Source organism: Streptomyces spororaveus (assembly GCF_016755875.1).
Lineage (GTDB): Bacteria > Actinomycetota > Actinomycetes > Streptomycetales > Streptomycetaceae > Streptomyces > Streptomyces spororaveus.
In genome coordinates, this window is record NZ_BNED01000005.1 from 2,291,298 (window position 1) to 2,310,266 (window position 18,969).

At 74.1% G+C, this 18,969-nt stretch carries 15 protein-coding genes; 7 read left to right on the top strand and 8 right to left on the bottom strand.

The window, feature by feature from the left end; genetic code table 11:
* Positions 1–47: 47 nt before the first annotated feature.
* The 3 genes from Sspor_RS12895 to Sspor_RS12905 form a co-directional block, all read right to left on the bottom strand.
* Positions 48–797: a thioesterase II family protein gene (locus tag Sspor_RS12895; RefSeq protein WP_237403834.1), complete on the bottom strand. Its 750-nt coding sequence runs from the start codon at positions 795–797 to the stop codon at positions 48–50.
* Positions 794–1,567 (bottom strand): cyclase family protein, encoded by a 774-nt coding sequence (locus tag Sspor_RS12900; protein WP_202199266.1) that lies wholly within the window; start codon positions 1,565–1,567, stop codon positions 794–796. Before Sspor_RS12900 ends, Sspor_RS12895 begins: the two co-directional genes overlap by 4 nt.
* Before the next feature lie 237 nt (positions 1,568–1,804).
* Entirely contained in the window at positions 1,805–2,623 is an 819-nt protein-coding gene (locus Sspor_RS12905) for an AfsR/SARP family transcriptional regulator (protein ID WP_202199267.1), read from the bottom strand.
* A 302-nt stretch (positions 2,624–2,925) separates the two neighbouring features.
* Between Sspor_RS12905 and Sspor_RS40560 the strand changes: the two genes are divergently transcribed.
* The 4 genes from Sspor_RS40560 (at position 2,926) to Sspor_RS12920 (ending at position 8,298) form a co-directional block, all read left to right on the top strand.
* Complete coding sequence (locus Sspor_RS40560) at positions 2,926–3,090, top strand: hypothetical protein (RefSeq protein WP_237403835.1); 165 nt, start codon at positions 2,926–2,928, stop codon at positions 3,088–3,090.
* Positions 3,091–3,098: 8 nt separating this feature from the next.
* Positions 3,099–5,366 carry a TOMM precursor leader peptide-binding protein gene (locus Sspor_RS12910; RefSeq protein WP_237403836.1) on the top strand — a complete coding sequence of 756 codons (2,268 nt, stop codon included), beginning with the start codon at positions 3,099–3,101 and terminating at the stop codon, positions 5,364–5,366.
* A 40-nt stretch (positions 5,367–5,406) separates the two neighbouring features.
* Positions 5,407–6,978, top strand: a complete 1,572-nt coding sequence (locus Sspor_RS12915) for a SagB/ThcOx family dehydrogenase (protein WP_202199269.1) — start codon at positions 5,407–5,409, stop codon at positions 6,976–6,978.
* 282 nt (positions 6,979–7,260) lie between these two features.
* Positions 7,261–8,298: a sensor histidine kinase gene (locus tag Sspor_RS12920; protein WP_237403837.1), complete on the top strand. Its 1,038-nt coding sequence runs from the start codon at positions 7,261–7,263 to the stop codon at positions 8,296–8,298.
* A 54-nt stretch (positions 8,299–8,352) separates the two neighbouring features.
* Here the strand turns inward: Sspor_RS12920 and Sspor_RS12925 are convergent, their stop codons facing one another.
* From Sspor_RS12925 to Sspor_RS12945, 5 genes are all read right to left on the bottom strand, one after another.
* Entirely contained in the window at positions 8,353–8,958 is a 606-nt protein-coding gene (locus Sspor_RS12925) for a response regulator transcription factor (RefSeq protein ID WP_202199271.1), read from the bottom strand.
* A gap of 166 nt (positions 8,959–9,124) precedes the next feature.
* Positions 9,125–9,952: a 4'-phosphopantetheinyl transferase family protein gene (locus Sspor_RS12930; protein WP_237403838.1), complete on the bottom strand. Its 828-nt coding sequence runs from the start codon at positions 9,950–9,952 to the stop codon at positions 9,125–9,127.
* Complete coding sequence (locus Sspor_RS12935) at positions 9,949–11,748, bottom strand: acyl-CoA dehydrogenase family protein (RefSeq protein WP_202199272.1); 1,800 nt, start codon at positions 11,746–11,748, stop codon at positions 9,949–9,951. Before Sspor_RS12935 ends, Sspor_RS12930 begins: the two co-directional genes overlap by 4 nt.
* Positions 11,745–13,448 carry an AMP-binding protein gene (locus Sspor_RS12940; protein WP_202199273.1) on the bottom strand — a complete coding sequence of 568 codons (1,704 nt, stop codon included), beginning with the start codon at positions 13,446–13,448 and terminating at the stop codon, positions 11,745–11,747. Before Sspor_RS12940 ends, Sspor_RS12935 begins: the two co-directional genes overlap by 4 nt.
* 106 nt (positions 13,449–13,554) lie before the next feature.
* On the bottom strand, positions 13,555–13,854 hold the full coding sequence (locus tag Sspor_RS12945; RefSeq protein WP_202204143.1) for a DUF6059 family protein: 300 nt from the start codon (positions 13,852–13,854) through the stop codon (positions 13,555–13,557).
* A 358-nt stretch (positions 13,855–14,212) separates the two neighbouring features.
* Between Sspor_RS12945 and Sspor_RS12950 the strand changes: the two genes are divergently transcribed.
* From Sspor_RS12950 to Sspor_RS12960, 3 genes are all read left to right on the top strand, one after another.
* The gene (locus tag Sspor_RS12950) at positions 14,213–15,235 is read left to right on the top strand and encodes a helix-turn-helix domain-containing protein (RefSeq protein ID WP_202199274.1); all 1,023 of its coding nucleotides are present in this window, start codon (positions 14,213–14,215) and stop codon (positions 15,233–15,235) included.
* A 152-nt stretch (positions 15,236–15,387) separates the two neighbouring features.
* Entirely contained in the window at positions 15,388–16,734 is a 1,347-nt protein-coding gene (locus tag Sspor_RS12955; RefSeq protein ID WP_202199275.1) for a peptidoglycan-binding protein, read from the top strand.
* Between the two features lie 282 nt (positions 16,735–17,016).
* Positions 17,017–18,930 (top strand): PhoX family protein, encoded by a 1,914-nt coding sequence (locus tag Sspor_RS12960; protein WP_202199276.1) that lies wholly within the window; start codon positions 17,017–17,019, stop codon positions 18,928–18,930.
* Positions 18,931–18,969 lie beyond the last annotated feature (39 nt).

Below are 18,969 nucleotides of genomic sequence, written 5' to 3' on the forward strand. Positions count from 1 at the left end.
TACCTTCCAATCGCTCCTGCTGATGCCGCGACCCTGCCCTGACGTGCTCAAACCGCACTCGACTCGGGGCGGAGACCCGTCAGGAACCCGCCCAGTTCCGTGCGCAGCAACCGGGGAAGGGCCCTGTCCCGTACGAAGAGGTGGCCGCCGGCGACCGTCCGCAGCCGGAAGTGCCCGGCCGCGTACCGCTCCCACTGCGCGACCCCGGCGGGCGGCGCGACGGGGTCGTCGGCGCCCGCCAGGGCCAGGACCGGGGCGCGCAGCGGGACGGCCGCGCGCCGGACGAGGTCCTGGGCCAGGCGCAGGTCGTCGCGCAGCGGCGGCAGCACCCGGCGGCGGAAGATGTCCGAGCCGCGCTCCGCGTCGGCCGCGTCGGGCGGCAGCACCCCTTTGCGTACGAGGAGGCGCAGCAGCGGGGTGTCGGGCAGCTCGGCGCTCCGGGCGAGCAGCGAGCGCAGGTGCGGCGGCAGCACCGCCCCGATCACCACGGCCTGCGGCGGGTCGCCCGCGGCCTCGCGCGCCGCGGCGAAACTGTAGGCGACCAGGCCGCCGAGGCTGTGCCCGTACAGCAGGTAGGGGCGGCCCCGGGTGAGCGCGGCCGCGACCTCCAGTTCGGCGAGCAGCGGGGCCAGTTCGGTGACCCTGGGCTCCCGGACGCGTGCGTCACGGCCCGGCAGCAGGACCGGTACGACCTCGGCCGCCGCCCCGAACTCCGCCTGCCAGCGGGAGAACGCCGAGACCCCGGCGCCCGCGTGGTGGAAGCAGAGCAGCAGCGGCGGCACGGCGGGCCCGCTCACTGCCCCACGAGGGCCACGGCCCGGGTCCAGCCCGCACCGGCGCCCGCGATCTTCACGGGGAGGCAGGAGACCTGGAAGCCGAACGGCTCGGGCAGGGCGTCGAGGTTGGCCAGGCGTTCCACCTGGCAGTACTCACGCCGGCGCCCGGCGAAGTGGGCGGGCCACAGGACCGAGCGGTCGCCGGTCTCCTGGAAGGTGCGCAGCATGTGCCCGAACGGGGCGTCCAGGCTCCAGGCGTCGGTGCCTATGACGCGTACGCCGAGGTCGAGGAGGTAGTCGGTGGCCGGACCGTCGAGTCCGGCGAAGTCGGTGAAGTAGCGCGGGGTGCCCACGTACCGCGACGCCCCTGTGTTGAGCAGCACGATGTCCAGGGGCCGCGGTCGGTAGCCGATGCGGGCCAACTCCTTCTCGATGCGCTCCACGCCGATGACACCGGTGCCCGCGTCCGTGAGGTCGAGGACCACGCCGGGCCGCAGGAACCAGTCGAGGGGCATCTGGTCGATGTGGCGCGGCACGCCGTAGGTGCCTGCGGAGCCGTAGTGGGAGGGGGCGTCGACGTGGGTACCGGTGTGGCTGGTGAGGGTCAGGGTGTCCAGGGAGAGGAGCTCCCCGCCCGGCAGGTCGGCCGGGTCGAAGTCGATGCCGAAGTGGGTCTTCATCTCCTCGGCCATGTGCCGCGCGCCTTCGGCCGGTGTGAGGATCTCGTGGATCACGGGATCGGGCTCCCAGAAGGAGGCGTCCACGGGAGAGGAGAGATCGATGATGTGCACGTCGGACAAAGCAACCCCCAGGGCCGGATGATGGTGCCCGCGGCCCGGGGCGGGCCGCCGCCGCACCATGGCCAGCCGCCCTCGACGCATCCTCGACGCGCCCTCGACAGCGGGTGGAACGGGCCGGTGCGGGCCCGCCGACGCCCGAGAGCCCCGCGCCCGGCAGGGGGAGGCCGGGGCGCGGGGCTCGGTGGGGTCCGGCAGAGGGGGGGGTGCCGGACGGTCGGGTGGACCGGGTCAGGCGGCGAACAGGTCCAGGACGCGGCGCCGGTGCGTCCCGTCGTACTCCAGGGCCGGATCGCCGCAGAGCACCGCCTGCTGGAGCCGCTTCACGCGCGGCGACGGCTCCAGGCCGAGCTCGTCGACGAGCCGCGCGCGCAGCCGCTGGAAGACCTCCAGCGCCTGCCAGGGCCGGCCGGAGCGGTAGAGCGCCACCATGCGCTGGGCGTGCAGGCCCTCGTGCAGCGGGTGGCGGGCGGTCAGCTCGCTGAGTTCCGCGAGCAGGATCGCGTCCTTGCCCAGGCGCAGTTCCGCCTCGATGCGGCGCTCCAGGGTGGACAGCCGGCTCTCCTCCAGTCGGGCCAGCTCGATCTCCAGGATCGGCCCGGTCCGTACGTCGACCAGCGCGGGGCCCTGCCACAGGTCGATGGCCTGGCTCAGGTACAGGGACGCGGACTCGTCGTCTCCGTGGTCGAACGCCTCACGTCCGGCGGCGGCGAGCCGGTCGTACTCGTGGACGTCCACGGCGCCCGGCTGGATCTGCAGCAGGTAGCCCCCGTGCCGGGTGACCAGGACGTCCCTGGAGATCTCCGCCGAGCTGAGGCCGTAGGCGGCGACCAGCTTGCGGCGCAGCTGCAGGATGTAGGTCTGGAGCGTGGTGAGGGCGCTCCGCGGCAGGGCGTGCCCCCAGATCTCCTCCATCAGGGTCGGCACCGGCAGCACCTGGTTGGCGTGCACCGCGAGCAGGGACAGGATCTGCCGCGGCTTGGCCGCGGTCGGGACGACGGACCGGCCGCACGCCTCGGCGGTCAGCGGACCCAGCACCTTGATTTCCATGATCGATTACCCCTCGTCGTTCTTCCCCGGGCGCAGCGACGGGTCCTGGGGGACCGGGGTCCGTCGGTGACCCCTCGGTGCGCTCCTAGACCTTCGCCCTCACGGCGCTCCCGGAGCCAGTGCCGCCGTACCGGATGTGCGATGGGTCCGTACCGGGGCCACCCGTGAAACTTTCATGCCGTCACTCGTGATCGCGGCACTGGGCAGTGGCGGCCGGCCGCGGAGAGACTTCCGACATCGCCCGGGGATCACGCCTCACCTTCGATCCCCACTCTCCACTCTTCACTCACGGGAGCATCTCGATGACCGGCATCACCGCGCTGCACGGCGATCGTCACGACGACCTCGTCATAGAGGAATTGGTCCAGGAGACCCGCGCCGTGGGCGAGAACAACCTGTGCATCTGCTGGGTCACCTCCCTGCTCGACGCGCAGGCCGACTCCGCCGTCTCCGCCCGCGCCCTGTGACGGCGCCCGTGCGGCGCGGCAGCGCAGCGCCGTTGCTCGGCTTCAAGTCCCACTTCCAGGTGGAGACGGTGCCGGGCGAGGCGGCCTACCTGATCGCCGACCGGCGGGTGACCGCGCTGCACGGCCCGGCCGTCTCGGTCCTCGCGCCGCTGCTCGACGGCACCCGGGACCTGGCGGCCCTGCGGGCCGCCTGCTCGGGGCTGCTCCCCGACGAGGAGGTCGAGCGGCTGGTGTCCCGGCTGGACCGGGCGGGCCTGCTGCACCGCACGGCGGAGTCCGGGCACTGCGCGCAGCGGGCGTACTGGGAGCTCGCGGGCCTGGACGGCGCGGCCGCCGGCCGGCTGGACGACGCGGTCGTACGCGTTCTCGCGGTCGGCGACGGCACGGACCCCGCCGAGCTGCGTTCCGCCCTGCGCGGCGCCGCACTGCGCCTCGCGGGCGAGGGGGAGCCGGCGGATCTGACGGTGGCGCTCTGCGACGACTACCTCGATCCCGCGCTCGCCCGGATCGACGAGGAGTCGCGGGCATCCGGTGTGCCGTGGCTTCCGGTGCGCGTGCACGGTACGGAGATCTGGGCGGGCCCGTTCCTCGGCGTCCCGGAGCGGACGGGGGCGCCCTGCTGGGTCTGCCTCGCCGACCGGCTGTGGCGCGGCCGGCAGGCCGAGGCCCACGTACAGCGGCTGCTGTCCCGTCCCGGTCCCGCCCCTCGCCCGGCGACCTCGCTGCCCGCGGCCCGGCTCGCCGGACTGCAGCTGGCGGCGCTGGAAGCGGCCACGTGGCTGGCCGGTCACCGCGACGCGCACCAAGCGGCTCTGTGGACCCTGGACACCCTGACGCTCACGGCCTCGCGCCACCCGGTCGACCGGCGTCCACAGTGCCCGGGTTGCGGCGATCCCGAGCTCGTGGCCCGGCAGGTACGGCGTCCCGTACGGCTCGTGCCACGCCCCAAGCGGGACACGACCGGCGGCGGTCACCGCTCCTCGTCGCCGGCCGAGGTGCTGGCCCGCTACGGCCGTCTCGTGGACCCGCTGACCGGTCCGGTCGCCGAGATCCGCCGGGACCCGCGCGGCCCCGAGGCCCTCAACTGCTTCCATGCCGGACACAATCCGGTGGTCGGTCCCTCCGGTCTCGGCGCCCTCCGCGCGGGGCTGCGCCACACCAGCTCCGGCAAGGGCGTCACCCCGCTGCACGCGAAGGTGAGCGCCCTGTGCGAGGCCCTGGAGCGTCACAGCGGCTTCCACCAGGGCGACGAGCCCGTGGAGCACGGCAGTTTCCGCAGCCTGGCGGCGGACGCCGTGCACCCCGACACCGTGCAGCTCTTCCACCCGCGCCAGTTCGAGGACCGCGCGCGCTGGAACGCCGGGCACGGTGCTTTCCAGCAGGTGTGCGACCCCTTCGACGAGAGCGCCGCGATCGACTGGACCCCCGTGTGGTCGCTCACCGAGGGCCGGACCCGGCTGCTTCCGACGGCGCTCCTCTACTTCAACGCGCCGCAGGCCGCGGGCCGCGCGTACTGCTCGGCGAACTCCAACGGTGCCGCGGCCGGCGCCACCCTGGAGGACGCGGTCCTGCAGGGCACGCTGGAGCTCGTCGAACGCGACGCCGTCGCCCTGTGGTGGTACAACCGCACCCGCCAGCCCGGTGTCGACCTCGATGCGACGGACGACCCCTGGATCGGCGAACTGCGGACGCTGCACCGGGATCTGGGCCGCGAGGTGTGGGCGCTCGACCTCACCTCGGACCTCGGCATACCCGTCGTGGCGGCCCTGTCCCGCCGCACGGACCGCGCGGCCGAGGACATCGTCCTCGGTTTCGGGGCGCACCTGGACCCGGCCGTCGCCCTGCGCCGCGCGCTGACCGAGCTGAACCAGCTGCTGCCGTCGGTGGTCGACTCGACCGCCGACGGCGCCGGGTACGGCTGCACGGACCCCGAGGCGCTGCGCTGGTTCCGCACGGCCACGGCCGCCGGACTGCCGTACCTGCGGCCCGATCCCGCGGCCCCGGTGGTGGCCGGGCGCCCGGCGCCGACCAGCGACGTCACCGAGGACATCGCGCTCGTCCAGGGGCTGCTCGCCGACCGCGGTCTCGACCTCCTCGCCCTCGACCAGACCCGGCCGGACGTGGGGCTCCCCGTGGCCAGGGTCGTCGTACCGGGCCTTCGCCCGCACTGGGCACGGCTGGCGCCCGGCCGGCTGTACGACGTGCCCGTACGGCTGGGCCGCCTCGCGGCCCCGCTTCCGTACGACCGGCTCAACCCCACCCCCCTGTTCCTGTGACGCTCACGGGCGCACTCCTCTCCGCACGGACGGTTCCCACATGCGCATCCACCAACTCGCCGGCACCGAGCTCGCCGAACTGTGGTCGTTGCGCCCGGACTCCTCGCTCAGGGAGGAGGACCCCGCGAACGCTCCGGCAGGTCCCGCGGGCGAGGGCGGCCGGCCCGGCCCGGTCGTCGTCCTGGAGTCCTGCTGGGGCAGTACCCGCATCGAGCGCCCCGGCCCGCACTTCGCGGAGCTGCTGCGCCGGATGACCCTCGGGCCCGTCTCCCCCGCGAATGTCCTGGCGCCCTTCCCTCCCGTGCTCTGCGAGGCCGACGCGGCCGCGCTGGCCCCCGAGGTGACCGCCTTGCGGGCGAACCTGGCCTCGGTGCAGAACTGCGTGGTGCGCACGCTCGCGCTGGGCGGCACCCCCCTGCTGTCGGTCGTACCGATCGCTGCGGACGCCCGGTTCGAACCGTGCCCACCGCCCGCGGACCGGCCGCTGCGTGCCGGGGACCGGCGCCTCTCCCGCTTCGCCCTCCTGCACAGCGGCGAGCACGGACTGCACCTGGAGTCGCCCCTGTCGCAGCACCGCGTCGAGGTGCACCACCCGGCGGTCGGCTGGGTGCTGGGCGAGCTCGGCGGCGGGCGGGACGCCTCGGCGGCGGCCACCGGCCGGCGGCCGCTGGAGGAGCGCGCGGTGACGCTCGTCCACGCCTATCTCGCGGCGGCCGGCATGACGACGCCGTTCGACGGCACGGCGTACGCGGAGGACTCCGACCCCGCCCTGACCGGCTGGACCCCGGCCGACCTCTTCCTCCACGCGCGCAGCCGGCCGGGACGCACCGACGCGGACCTCGGGATGACGTACCCGCTGGCGGGCCGCGCGCCCGCGCAACCGCCGGTGAAGACCCCGGACGGCAGGGCGCCGGTCCTGCTGGAGCGGCCGTGCCTGACCCGCCTGCGCACCGACGACCCCCCGTTCACGGAGGTACTGGAGGAACGCCGCTCCACCCGCAGCTTCGCGGCGCAGGACCCGAGCCTGGGACAGCTCGGCGAGCTCCTCTACCGGGCGGCGCGCGTGCGGGCCGTACTGCCGCCGCACGCGGGCGACCCCACCCGCTCCTGGCGCACGCGCCGCCCCTATCCGAGCGCGGGCAGCAGTTACGGCCTGGAGATCTACGTGGTGGCCGTACGCTGCTCCGGCCTGCCCCCGGGCGCGTACCACTACGACCCCCTCGAACACCGTCTCGAACCGGTGCACGGGGATCCACAGGCCCTGGCGGACATCCTCGCGGACGCCCGCTCCCTCGCCGGGATGGACGAACAGCCGCCGCTGCTCGTCGTGCTGACCTCGCGACTGCTGCGGGTGGCGACCCAGTTCAGCTCGGTCGCCTACGCCAGCGTCCTGAAGGAGGTGGGCGCGCTCCAGCAGACCTTCTACCTGGTCTGCGCGGCGATGGGCATGGGTGCCTGCGCGCTCACGGCCGGGGACGTGGGCGCCGTCGCGCGGGCGCTCGGTGTCGACTGGCTGGCCGAGCCGAGCGTCGGGGAAATCGTCTTCGGCCTTCCGCGCACGGTTGACGCTTCAAAGGAATCCAATATTCCGCCAATACCGGGCAGCAATTGACCATTCGTCAAGGAATATGCGCGACAGGAGTTCGACAATAGGTTCGGTTGCGCGAGCCGTACATCATCTATGCTCGCTTGCACCGGCGGAAGCCCCGCCGTCGAGGGGGCGAACAGAGAAGTGAACACCCGCGTCGAACATCCATCCCCGGATATCGGTCAGCACCAGGACCGTGACCTGGCCCCGCGCGTCGCCACCGGCATCACAGCCGTCGTATTGTGCGGATTCTTCGGAATTGCCGCCACGTATCTCATGGCAGCCCATTTAAGTCCGGCCGTACTCGTGAGTGCGATTCTGCTGCTGCTGGCCACTTTGTCCTTGCAGCTGCTGCATTCCTTCGGCCGGCAAATGGTCCTGTCCATTCGGCCGCCCAGGATGACGCTCGCGGTGCAGTGCCTGCTCACCTACGGGCCCTTCCTCGTCCTCGGACGGGCCTGGCTGGGAATGCCCGGCTTCCTCGCCGCGTCGACGCTGCTGCTGCTTCCGGCCTCGTTCGCCTGGCCCGCCTTCGTCGCGGAAGTCCTGGCGACCGACGTGATCGTCTCCCGCTTCGGGATCGGCCCCTCCGACATCGCGTACACGACCGTCGCCACCATCCTGACCGCGCTCGTGGTGTACGGACTCTCCCGGCTGACCGAGCTGGTCGCCGAGGTGCACGACTCGCGCGCCGAGCTGGCCCGCCTGGCCATCGCCCAGGAACGGCTGCGGTTCGCCCGCGACCTGCACGACCTGCTCGGCTACAGCCTCTCGGCGATCACCCTGAAGTGCGAACTCGCGTACCGGCTCGTACCCGGACAGCCGGACCGCGCCCAGGAGGAGCTCACCGAGATCCTGCAGACGGCCCGGCAGGCCCTCACCGACGTGCGCACGGTGGCCCGCGGCTACCGGGACATGTCGCTGAGCGTCGAGGCGTCGACCGCGGAGTCGATGCTCTCCATGCTCGGTGTGCACACCACCGTGTCCCTGGACTGCGGTGAACTGCCCACCGCGGCCGACACCGTGCTCGCGACGGTCCTGAGGGAGGGCCTGACCAACATGCTGCGGCACAGCAAGGCCGAGAACGTCGAAATCACCGGGGGCCGCGGCGGCCGCGTGGTGCACGTGGCCATCGCCAACGACGGGGTGGGCCGCACCGGCCGCATTCCGTCCGCGGACGCCACCGGAAGCAGCGGCATCGCCAATCTCACCGCCCGGGTACGGGAACACGGGGGCCACCTGAGCGCCGACATCCGCGAGGACGGCTGGTTCGTCCTGCGGGCCGACATCCTGCTGCCCCCCGACGGGGCCGACGCGCCGCCGGCACAGGAGGCCAAGGCCTGACCGGCCCGGAGCGGGGGGCCGCGCGAGGCACCCCGACCGGGCCGGCCGGGCCGGTCAGAGCCAGCCGGCCTCGCGCGCGATCCGCACCGCGTCCACCCGGTTGCGCGCACCGAGCTTCGTCACGGCGTTCGTCAGGTAGTTGCGCACCGTTCCCGCCGACAGGAAGAGGCGGACCGCGATCTGCGCCGCCTCCTCGCCCTCGGCCGCCAGACGCAGCACCTCCAGCTCGCGCGGGGTCAGCGGCTGCGGGCCGTCCTGGAGGGCGGCGAGGGCCAGTTCCGGGTCGACGACCTGCCGGCCCTCGGCGACCGCGCGGATCGAGGCGACGAGCCGGTCCGGGTCCGTGTCCTTGTGCAGGAAGCCCGACGCCCCCGCCGCCAGGGCCCGGCGCAGATTGCCGGTGCGGTGCAGGTTGGTGAGCATGAGGATGCCGCATCCGGGCAGTTCCCTGCTCACTCCGTACGCCGCGGTGATGCCGTCCATGCCCGGCAGGTCGATGTCGAGGACGACGACGTCCGGACGGTGCTTCTGCGCCTGGGGAAGGATCTCCAGACCGTTGGCCACCTCGGCGACCACCTCGATGTCCGGCTCCAGTTCCAGGAGCGACACCAGCGCCCTCCGCAGCATGAGCATGTCTTCCGCAATCAGAACACTGACCACTTTTCCCCGTTCCCCCGTTGCTTCTGCGTGGCGGCGCGCGGTGTGGTCCGCGCGCGCTCCCCCCGGCTGCTGCACGGTCCTGCGATGGATGCGTTATGCATCCACAACTCCCCTGCTCAGAAGGGCCGTTCCTCGAACATGGCGGGAAGTCGACCACCGAGCGAGTCTACTCGATCACTGCTTGGAGAGCCCTGGTCACTTCGTCCAGGAATCCGGAATCGAGCATGCTCTCCGCCGCCGTGTCGGGCGAGGTCTCCCAGCCCACGGTGTGCCGCGCCACGCTCAGCAGATGGCTGCCCTGGATCTCGTAGGCGTCGAAGGACCACTCGCCGGGCGACAGGGGCGTGCCGTCCTGCGACACCAGATCCCCGCTGTGCTGGTCGAATCCGAATCCGGTGAACCCCATCCGCATCCCCTGCCCCATGGCCTTGGTGTACGCCTCCTTGAGCGTCCACAGGCGCAGCAGCGCGGGCGAGCGGTCCGCTTCGGGGAGGGCCCCGATCGTGTCCCGCTCCGCGGGGGTGCACAGCAGACGGCGTAGTCCCTCGTACGACATCTGGCGGGCCAGCGGCTCCACGTCCACGCCGATCCGACCGCACCGGCTGAGCGCCACGGCGGCCACGTCGCCGCTGTGGGTGAGGGCCACCTCGACCTGGTCGCAGCCGCGCAGGTACGGGCGGCCGCCCGGCCGATAGGCGAGGTCCACCTCGTCGGGGGTGACCCGCAGTACCGCCGCGGCCGCGTACCGGATCAGCAGGCGGGTCGCGACGAACCGGGCGCGCGCGGCCGGATTGGTCATCGCCCCGTGCCGTCGCCAGTCGTGGGAGCCGAGGTGCGCACGCAGCCGGGGCGCGTCGAAGTCGGGCGGCAGCCAGTCGGCCCAGCGGGCGTGCGCGACCGTGGTTCCGCACCGCGCCATGTGGAACACCGCCCGGTCCCACGGGGCGTCCGGCCCCGGCACCTCGACCGGGGTCCCGGGGTGCTCGTCGGTCACGGCCGCTCCCCGCACAGGGGGGCGGCCCGCAGATCGTAGGAGCGTCCTGTGCGCCACCGCGCGAGAGCCTCGCCGCCCACGCGCTCCACGACCGCCGGGGAGGGCTCCGGCAGCCCGGTCAGCCCCAGCCTGCGGGCGAGCCGCAGCAGCGCGAGCACCAGCCACGAGGGGTGCGAGGCGAAGCAGTCGGTCCCGCCCCGCCGTTCCCAGGTGGCCAGTGCGGCGCCCGCGGCCGCCACGAGCACGTAGCGGTCGGTCAGCGAGTAGACCGCGGGCCCCGGCGCTACCGGGCGGCCGTCGGGGGCGAGGAGGCGCAGCCGGTCGCGCAGCAGCCCGAGCTCCGTGACGAAGGCGGTGACCAGGCGGCTCAGCACCGGACCGTACGGTCCGGTCGCACCGCGGTCCCGTACCCGCCGGGCAGCGTGCACCAGGGCGGCGGCCAGGGTGTCGTCGCCGCCCGCGACGGCGAGCCCGCCCAGGTCGAGGGGCGGCAGCGCGGCGCCGGCCGTCCAGAGCGCGTGCGGCGGCTCGGGCGCGGTGAACCAGGAGCGGGCCGCGAGCCTCGGCAGTTGCGGCACCAGGACGGCCTGGCAGGCCGCCGTGCCGGCGTGACCGAGCCCGGCGGCCGGCGCGTCGCGGAGCAGCTTGCGCAGCTGGGCCGCGCCGAGCTCGCCGTCCGGCCCCGCGGTGCCCAGGATCTGGGCCAGTTCCTCCAGGCCGTCGCGGAGCAGGTCCGGTACCAGGTACTTGACGGTCGCCGAGGTCAGGTGGGCGCTGTGCGGGGTCAGATGGAGAGCGCGCAGGGCGCTCTGCGCCAGGCTGTCGCAGAGCAGCAGGTCGGCGAAGACCCCCGCGAGGAGACCGCCGAAGCGGTCTCCGATGCCGTTCGGGGCCTGCCGGGCGGCCGCGGCGACGGCCGTGCGCAGCACGGTGTCGGAGCCGGCCACCAGGGCGGCCGGGATGAGGGCGCGGCTGAGCTGAAAGGTCTGCAGGGCCAGCCGCATCCCCTGCCCCTCGTGACCCACGAGGGACTCCTCGGGCACCGTGCGGCCCTGGAGTTCGAGCCCGCCCGTGTACCCGCCGCGCAGTCCGTCGGTGGGCCGAAGGCCCGTGAACCGGGCCGAGCCGTCCCGGTCGAAGCCGTCCCGGTCGAAGGTGTCCCGGTCCAGCAGGAGCACGGAGAGGCCGCCGGGGCCCTGCGCGGCCGCGGCGGCCCGGGCGTACACGGTGAACATCCCGGCCCGGTCGGCGTTCATGACGGCCTCCTTGCGGCCGTCGAGCACGAACCCGCGCCCCGCGGCCCGCCGGGTCGCGGTCACCTCGCCCCGCAGCAGGGAGTTGCCGTGCGCCAGGGCGTGGTGCACGATCGCCGCCCGCCCGCCCCCGAGCAGCAGCCCGGCCACCGCCTCGCGCTGCCGCTCGCTCCCGGCCGCCCACACCGGGGACGCCGCGAACAGCGATGTCATCCCGTGGCCGAACCCCAGCGCCAGATCGCGCCGGAACACGGCGGCCAGGACCGCCGCGAGCCCGTCGGCCCGCTCCAGCCGCCCGCCCCGGTCCCTCGGTACGAACTCGGCACCGAGCCCGAAGTCGTCGAGCACAGCCTCGCCCGCCGCGCAGCGGACACCGTCCCGGCCGGCCTCCAGCAGCGCCCGGAGCCCCACCGGACCGGCGGGGTCGCAGGGATCGCCGAGCATCCGCTCCAGCCGGTCGGCGCGGGCGTGGGCGTCCGGCTCCGCGGCGGAGGCGGCGCCCGCGGACGCGGCGGTGCCGCGCGCCTCCGTCGGCTGCCTCATCCGCCCGCCCGCCCGGACACGTACAGGGGCCGGAGCTCCCCGCGCAGGTACATCGTCCGCACCGCCGAGCGGCGGATCTTTCCGCTGGTGGTGCGGCGGACGGTGCCGGGGCGCACGAGGAGAACCTCGTGGGGAGTCACGCCGAACTCGTCGGCCAGGCTGCGGCGCACGGTGTCCGTCAGGTGGTCCGGTGTCGTGCGCACGGTGGGCCTGACCTCCTGGACGACGACGACACGGTCGGGGGCCGACGGCTCGCTCACGGCGAAGACGGCGGCGGAGACGAAGGAGCGGCCGTTGTCGAGGAGTACGCGTTCCAGGTCGTGCGGGTGGACGGCGGCTCCCTCCACGAGCATGACGTCCTTGAGGCGTCCCGTGACGGCGAGTTCGCCGTCGGCCAGCATTCCGAGGTCACCGGTGCGCAGGAAGCCGCCCTCTCCCGCGGCGGTGCGCCGACCGTACGTCTCGGCCGTCTGCACGGGCCGGTTCCAGTACCCGGCCGTCACGGCGGGGCCGCGCAGCCAGATCTCCCCCACGCTCCCGTCGGGCAGCGGCTCGAACGTCTCGGGATCGACCACGCGGACCTCGGCGCCGCGCACCGGTCCGCAGCTCACCGGGGCCCGGCCGGCCCCGCGTACCGCCTCACCCGGCGCGGACACCGCCACCAGCAGGGTCGCCTCCGCGAGCCCGTACCCCACGGCGAGCGCCGCCGGGTCGAACCCGGCCGTGGCGAAGCGTTCGGCGAAGGCCAGCAGGGTGGCCCCCGACACCGGTTCGGCCGCGTCGACGGCGGTGCGCCAGCGGGAGAGGTCGAGCCCGGCGAGCCGGTCGTCGGTGACCTGCGCCGCGCACCGGGCGTACATCGAGTCCGGCGCGGCCGCCGCGGTGATCCCGTGCCGGCTGATCTCCTCCAGCCAGCGCACCGGATCACGGACGAGCAGGGCGGGCGGCATGAGCACCGCGGTGGCGCCCAGCCACAGAGGGTGGAGCAACTGCCCGATCAGGCCCAGGTCGTGGTGGAGCGGCAGGCAGCCACCGATCCGCGAGTCCGCGTCGGTGCCGATCGCCTCCTGGACGGCGGCCATGGTGACGGCGAGGTTCCCGTGGGTCACCATCACCCCGCGCGGCTGGGACGTGGAGCCCGAGGTGTACTGGAGCAGCGCCGGGTCACCGGCCCTCGGCCGGGCCGGGCCGCGGGCCGCGTCCAGGGCCCCGCCGGCATCGGCGTCCCTGCCCTCGTCGGCGTCGGTGGCGGGCAGCGGCAGCCACGCGTCCACGGCCCGGCACTCCATCGCGCCGAGACCGGCCAGGGAGAGGCTCTGCGTGAGCTCCGCCGCGTAGGCCCGCTCGGTGAGGGCCAGCAGCCCCTCGGCGTCCTTGACGATCGCCGCGGTGCGCAGGGCGGCGGCGCGCGAGACGGACGGCGGCGGCACGGGGACGGCGACCGCCCCCGCGAGCAGGCAGCCGAGCATGGCCACGGCCGCCGTCGGCCCGTCCTCCACGGCGACGACCACCCGCCGCCCGGCCGCGCCGCGGGCGGCCAGCCAGGACGCCAGCCGCCGGGCGCGCAGGGCGAGCTCCCCGTAGGTGATGCGGCTCTCGTGCTCGCCCCGCACCTGGATCACGGCGTCCCGGTCCGGCCACCGCACCGCGTACGACGCCACCCTGCCCGCCAGGTCCTGCGGTCCCGGTCCCCCGTCCATCGCGTACTCCTCCCTGCTCCACCACGCCGACCTTCTGCCTGCGAGTGTTCGCCTCGCGGCTCGACGGGGACTCGAACACGGGTGGGCGGTACCCGCCGGCGCCGGCTCAGGCCACGGTCCTGCCCTCCTCCCCGCGGTGGTACCCGGCCATCAGCTGGCGTCCCAGGTCGAGTTCCCACTCGCTGAGCGGAATGTCGGGGCGCAGCCGCTCGGGGTGGCCCGGCGGCGGTTCATGCAGGAACCGGAGGGCCGACCGCTCGGGAGCCGGCCCGGTCAGAAGCCGTACGGCGGCCTCCCGCTCCTCTCCGTGGATGAAGGTCGCCCCGTAGGCCAACAGGGCCTCGGCGAACCAGCGCCGGACCTTGACCAGTACGGTCCGGCTCTTCCACCGCTTCGCATGTAGCATCCGCGCCTCCTGACTGTCAGTCACCCCGCCGTTGCAAGGTGGTGATCCTCGCTCGCGTCCTCCTGGAGTCCGGCTGCAGCGAGGAATCACGTCGGCCCGCTCGGCCGGGCGAACCGCGGTTCCCGACGCACACCCGAGGCCGGAAACCGCTGTGCGATCCGACCACGGCGGTCGCCTCCCAGGGACGTCCCACGCCGCGTCCCTCCCTGTCCGGAGGAGGCCCGATGCCGGTGCCCGCCAGGGATTCCGGCATCCACAGCCGATTCCGGGACTGTCGGCGGCGCCGCATATCCTGTCCCACGCGCCACACCGTCCCGGGGAAGCCGTATGGCGCATAAGCGAGTTGGGGGACCCTTTGATGTCTGACCAGACGAAGGCGGCAGGTGGTACGGCGTCGGCGCGTACCCAATTGAGCACGGAGATGCGCAGGATCAAGGAAGCCTCGCAACTCAGCTTCGGCCGGCTGGCCGACCGGACGCACTACAGCCGCTCGTCGTGGGAGCGATTCCTCAACGGGAAGCAGCTGCCGACCGCCGTCGCCGTCGAGCAGCTCGCGGCCGTGGCGGGAGCGGACCCGGAGCCGCTGCTCGACCTGTTGGCGCGGGCCGTCTCCGCCCCGGCGGGCGACGCGCCGGCCGCGGCCGCACCGGCCGCGGCCCGGCAGGTGCAGGCCACGCCGGCGCAGACCACGCCGGTGCAGACCACGCCGGTGCAGACCGCCGCGGTGCGGACCGCGTCGGAGGCCGCGGCCGAGGAGCCGACGGCGCCCGCGGTGGCGGATGCCCCGCAGGCAGCGGTCCGGCCGGCGCACGAGAGACCCAGGCCGGAGTGGAGACGAAGATTCGGCGTGATCGGATACATCACCGCGGGAGCCCTGATGGGCTCGATCGCGACCGGCCTCGCCTTCTCCTCCACCACGGACGGGGGCCGCTCCCCGGGAGCGACGGGGGAACCGGCCGACACCAGGAAGGGCGGGGGCGGCGACCAGGCCGCGAACCTCGTCCCGGGAGCCGGTGACATCCAGGTCAAGTGCACGTCCGACACCTGCCTGCGCCACGATCCCCAGGCCATGGAATGCCATTGGGACGCGACGACGGCCAAGAGCACCTTCCTGCGGGGCATGCACATCCAGCTCCGCTACAGCGCGGCCTGCCAGTCGGTATGGGGGCGCATCGAAGGCGGGGCCGTCGGCGACAAGGTGATCATCAAGGACGCCAGGGGGACGGAGCTGGAAGCCCTGATCCGCTTCGAGCACGACTCGTACACCAAGATGCTCGCGGTCTCCGGCGAGACCCCCCTCGCGTCGATGAGCGTGTGCGGGGCCATTCCGGCGGAGAAGCAGATGCAGTGCGCGCCCGAAGGGGCCGTCCAGCAGCCCTGACGGCCGCCGCGGCGGGGCCGTCGGGGGGCCCGCGGCCCAGGGACGTCCCGGGCTCGTCCCAGAGACGCTGGGGTACTGGAGGGGACGCGGCGCGGGCCTCGAAGCTGCTGGTGACCAACCGTCACCACGCAGCCGAAAGGCCCACTCTGCGCATGCCCTCCCTCTCCTCTCCCTCCCTCGTCTCTCCCTCCCCCGCCACCCGGCCACCGGACCGGGCGGCGGCCTCGGCCCGCAGGCTGATGGCCGTGTTCCTGACCCTCGCCGCCGCCCTGACGGCCCTGCTGACCGGACCGGTGCCGACCGCGCACGCCGTCGACACCGGCCTGCTCCAGCGGGGCCTGTCGGGCCTCAGTTACCTCCCGCGCAGCGGCGTCGACGGCGCGTACGGGCCGCAGACGCGTGACTCCGTACGGCACTTCCAGCGCGACAACGGCCTCGACGCGGACGGCGACGCCGGACCGAAGACGACGGCCGCCCTGCTGGCCAAGGTGAAGCTGGTGCAGTCCGCGGCCGGTACGTCCGCCGACGGCGACTACGGCACGAACACCCTCGACGCCGTGAAGTCCTACCAGTCCCGCCACGGCCTGGAGGTCGACGGCATCGCCGGCCCCCAGACCATGGGCGAGATGAACATCGACCGGATCGTCTCCAGTGGGCAGGGCACCGGCACCGGCACCGAGACCCGGCTCCTCCAGCGGAACCTGGCCGGTCTGGGCTATCTGCCGCTGAGCGGTGTGGACGGCGCCTACGGACCCCGTACCAAGAACGCCGTGCTGTCCTTCCAGAGCGACAACGACCTGGAGGTGGACGGCATCGCCGGCCCGCAGACCAAGGGCGCCCTGTCGGCGAAGGTGCAGCGGGTGCAGAGCGCGGCCGGCACGTCCGCCGACGGCGACTACGGCCCCGACACCCTGAGCGCAGTGAAGTCCTACCAGGCCGGGCACAGCCTGGAGGCGGACGGCATAGCGGGCCCGCGGACCATGGCGGCCATGGGCATCGCCCGCGAGATCGGCAGCACCGGCCCCGGCGGCGGCCCCAGCGGTGGCAGCCCGACCGTGCCCCCGCTGTCGGGCAGCGTCCGCGACAAGATCATCCAGGCGGCGCGCTCCCAGCTCGGCCAGGAGGAGTGGGGCAACAACTGCAATCCGTACGGCCGGTGCGAGGCCTGGTGCGCGCACTTCGCCAGCTGGGCCTGGCAGCAGGCCGGGATCAATTACCACACGGCGTTCAGCGGGGACTTCTACTCCTACGGGCGCGATCACGGCACGCTCCGCACGGATCTGCGCAACGCCTCGCCCAAGCCGGGCGATGTGATGCTCTTCGGTACCGGCCCTTCGAGCACCTCCACGAGCGTCCACGTCGGTGTGATCGAGAAGGACAACGGTGACGGCACCGTCACCACGATCGAGGGCAACCACAACGACCGGGTGGAGCGCGTCACCCGCCGGCTCGTCGGCGGCTGGCCCGCGTACGCGATCGTCTCCCCCTCGGGCGGCTGAGCGACCTCCCCGCCCCACGTCAGGGGCCCGTGCCAGGCGGCACGGGCCCCTGGCTCGCATGTCCCAGAGGTACTTGGGACGCGGTGGACCGTCCCTGGGACGGTCGGCGGGCGGGTTTGCCCGCCGCCTCGCCTAGATTCGAGTCCTCGCCCCGTGACGTCCTCACCGGGGTGCCCCCGACCCCGACCCATCGCACGCGGCGCCGCCGCGGCGATGCAGTCATGCCCAGCGGCGCGCCCGCGCGGCAACAAGCAACGCAGCAACGCAGCGACAAGGAGACACATGTCGGACGACACTCGGACGGCCGCGCCGGCCGCCACCGCCGGTGGCCGGGACTTCCAGGACCTGGTGACCGCCCGGCTGATGAGCCGCCGGAACCTGCTCGTGGGCGGCGCCCTCGTCGCCGCCCAGTTCGCGCTCTCGCCGGCCCCGGCGGCTTCCGCGCAGCCCAAGACCCAGCCGACCGGCCAGGGCTTCGACGCCGTCCCGGTCGACTCGGCGGACCGGATCACCGTTCCCGCGGGCTACACCGTCCAGACCCTCGCCCCCTGGGGCGCGCCGCTCTCCGCCGTCGGTCCCGCCTGGCGGCAGGACGGCGGCAACACCGCCTCCGAACAGGCGCGTCAGATCGGGTCGCACCACAGCGGGACACACTTCTTCCCGATGGGCCGGGGCGCCGAGGGCAGCCGGCGCGGCATGCTGCTGATCAACCACGAGTCGGTGGACCCCACCCTGCTGTACGCCGGCCAGGGCGCCGGGGCGCAGGCGGTGACCGCCGAGAAGGTGGCGAAGGGCCTGGCCGCACAGGGGATCACCGCCGTCGAGGTGCAGATGCGGGCCGACGGCACCTGGCGGCCGACCGGTTCGGCGCGCGGTGCCCGGATCACCGGCACCACACCCGTGACCTTCTCCGGCCCGCTCACCACCGGGCACCCCGCCCTGCAGACGGGTGACGCCCCGGTCGGCACCCTGAGCAACAGCGGACACGGCGTCACGCCCTGGGGCTCGTACCTCGCGTGCGAGGAGAACACCAACGGCTGGTTCGGTACGGACGACCCGGCCTGGCGGCCCACGGCCACGCAGCGCCGCTACGGCCTGAGCGCGCTCGGCCACGGGCAGCGCTGGCACGCCGCCGTGCCCCGCTTCGACCTCGCCCGCACCGCCAACGAGCCGAACCGGTTCGGCTGGATCGTCGAGGTCGATCCGCTGGATCCGTCCGGGAGCGCCCCGGTGAAGCGGACCGCCCTCGGCCGTTTCAACCACTCCTCGGCCGCGGCCGGCGAGACCCGCGACGGACACGTCGTCGTGTACAGCGGTGACGACGAGGACGGCGGCTACCTCTACAAGTTCGTCGGCGACGCCCCCTGGAAGTCCGAGCACGCCAGGGGCCGCAGCCCGCTGGACCACGGCGTCCTGCACGTCGCGCGCTTCCGCGAGGACGGCGGCGGCGAGTGGCTGCCGCTCGCGCACGGCCGGTCCGTGCTCACCGCCGCCCATGGCTGGAAGGACCAGGCCGACGTCCTGCTGCGGGCGCGCGAGGCGGCGGACGCGCTCGGCGCCACCCGTCTGGACCGTCCCCAGCAGATCGCCGTCAGCCCCCGGAACGGCGACGTCTACTGCGCGCTCGCCAACGGCGCGGGAGGCCACACACGCGCGGCGGGGCCCCGGGACGCGAACCCCTACGGCCACGTCATCCGCTGGCAGGAGGGACCGGACACCGCGGCCGGGTTCCGCTGGGACGTCTTCGTGCTGGCCGGCGACCCGGCGCACGACGCGGCGGTCGGGCTGGACGAGGCGGGCACGTTCGCCTCCCCCAAGGGGCTGGCCTTCGACTCCGCCGGACAGCTGTGGATCGGTACCGGTGTCTCGGCCCACTCGCTCCACCAGGAGGAGCGGCGACACGAGAACCTCGGCAACAACGCGCTCCTCCTCGCCGACCCCCGCACCGGCACGGTCCGCCGCTTCCTCACCGCACCGCGGGGCGCCGAGGTCACCGGAGTGACCGGCACTCCCGACGGACGCACCCTCTTCGTCAACATCCAGCACCCGGGCTCGTCGACGGCGGCATGGGGTGCTCCCACGGCCGGGAACCCGCGGGCGGTCAGCGACTGGCCCGACCGCGAACGGGCCGGCCGGCCCCGTTCGGCCACGATCGCCGTCCGCCGCCTCGACGGGGGCGTGATCGGCGCCGCCTGAGCGCCGCGGCCCCTCCCCCACCTGCTCAGCCCATCCTGC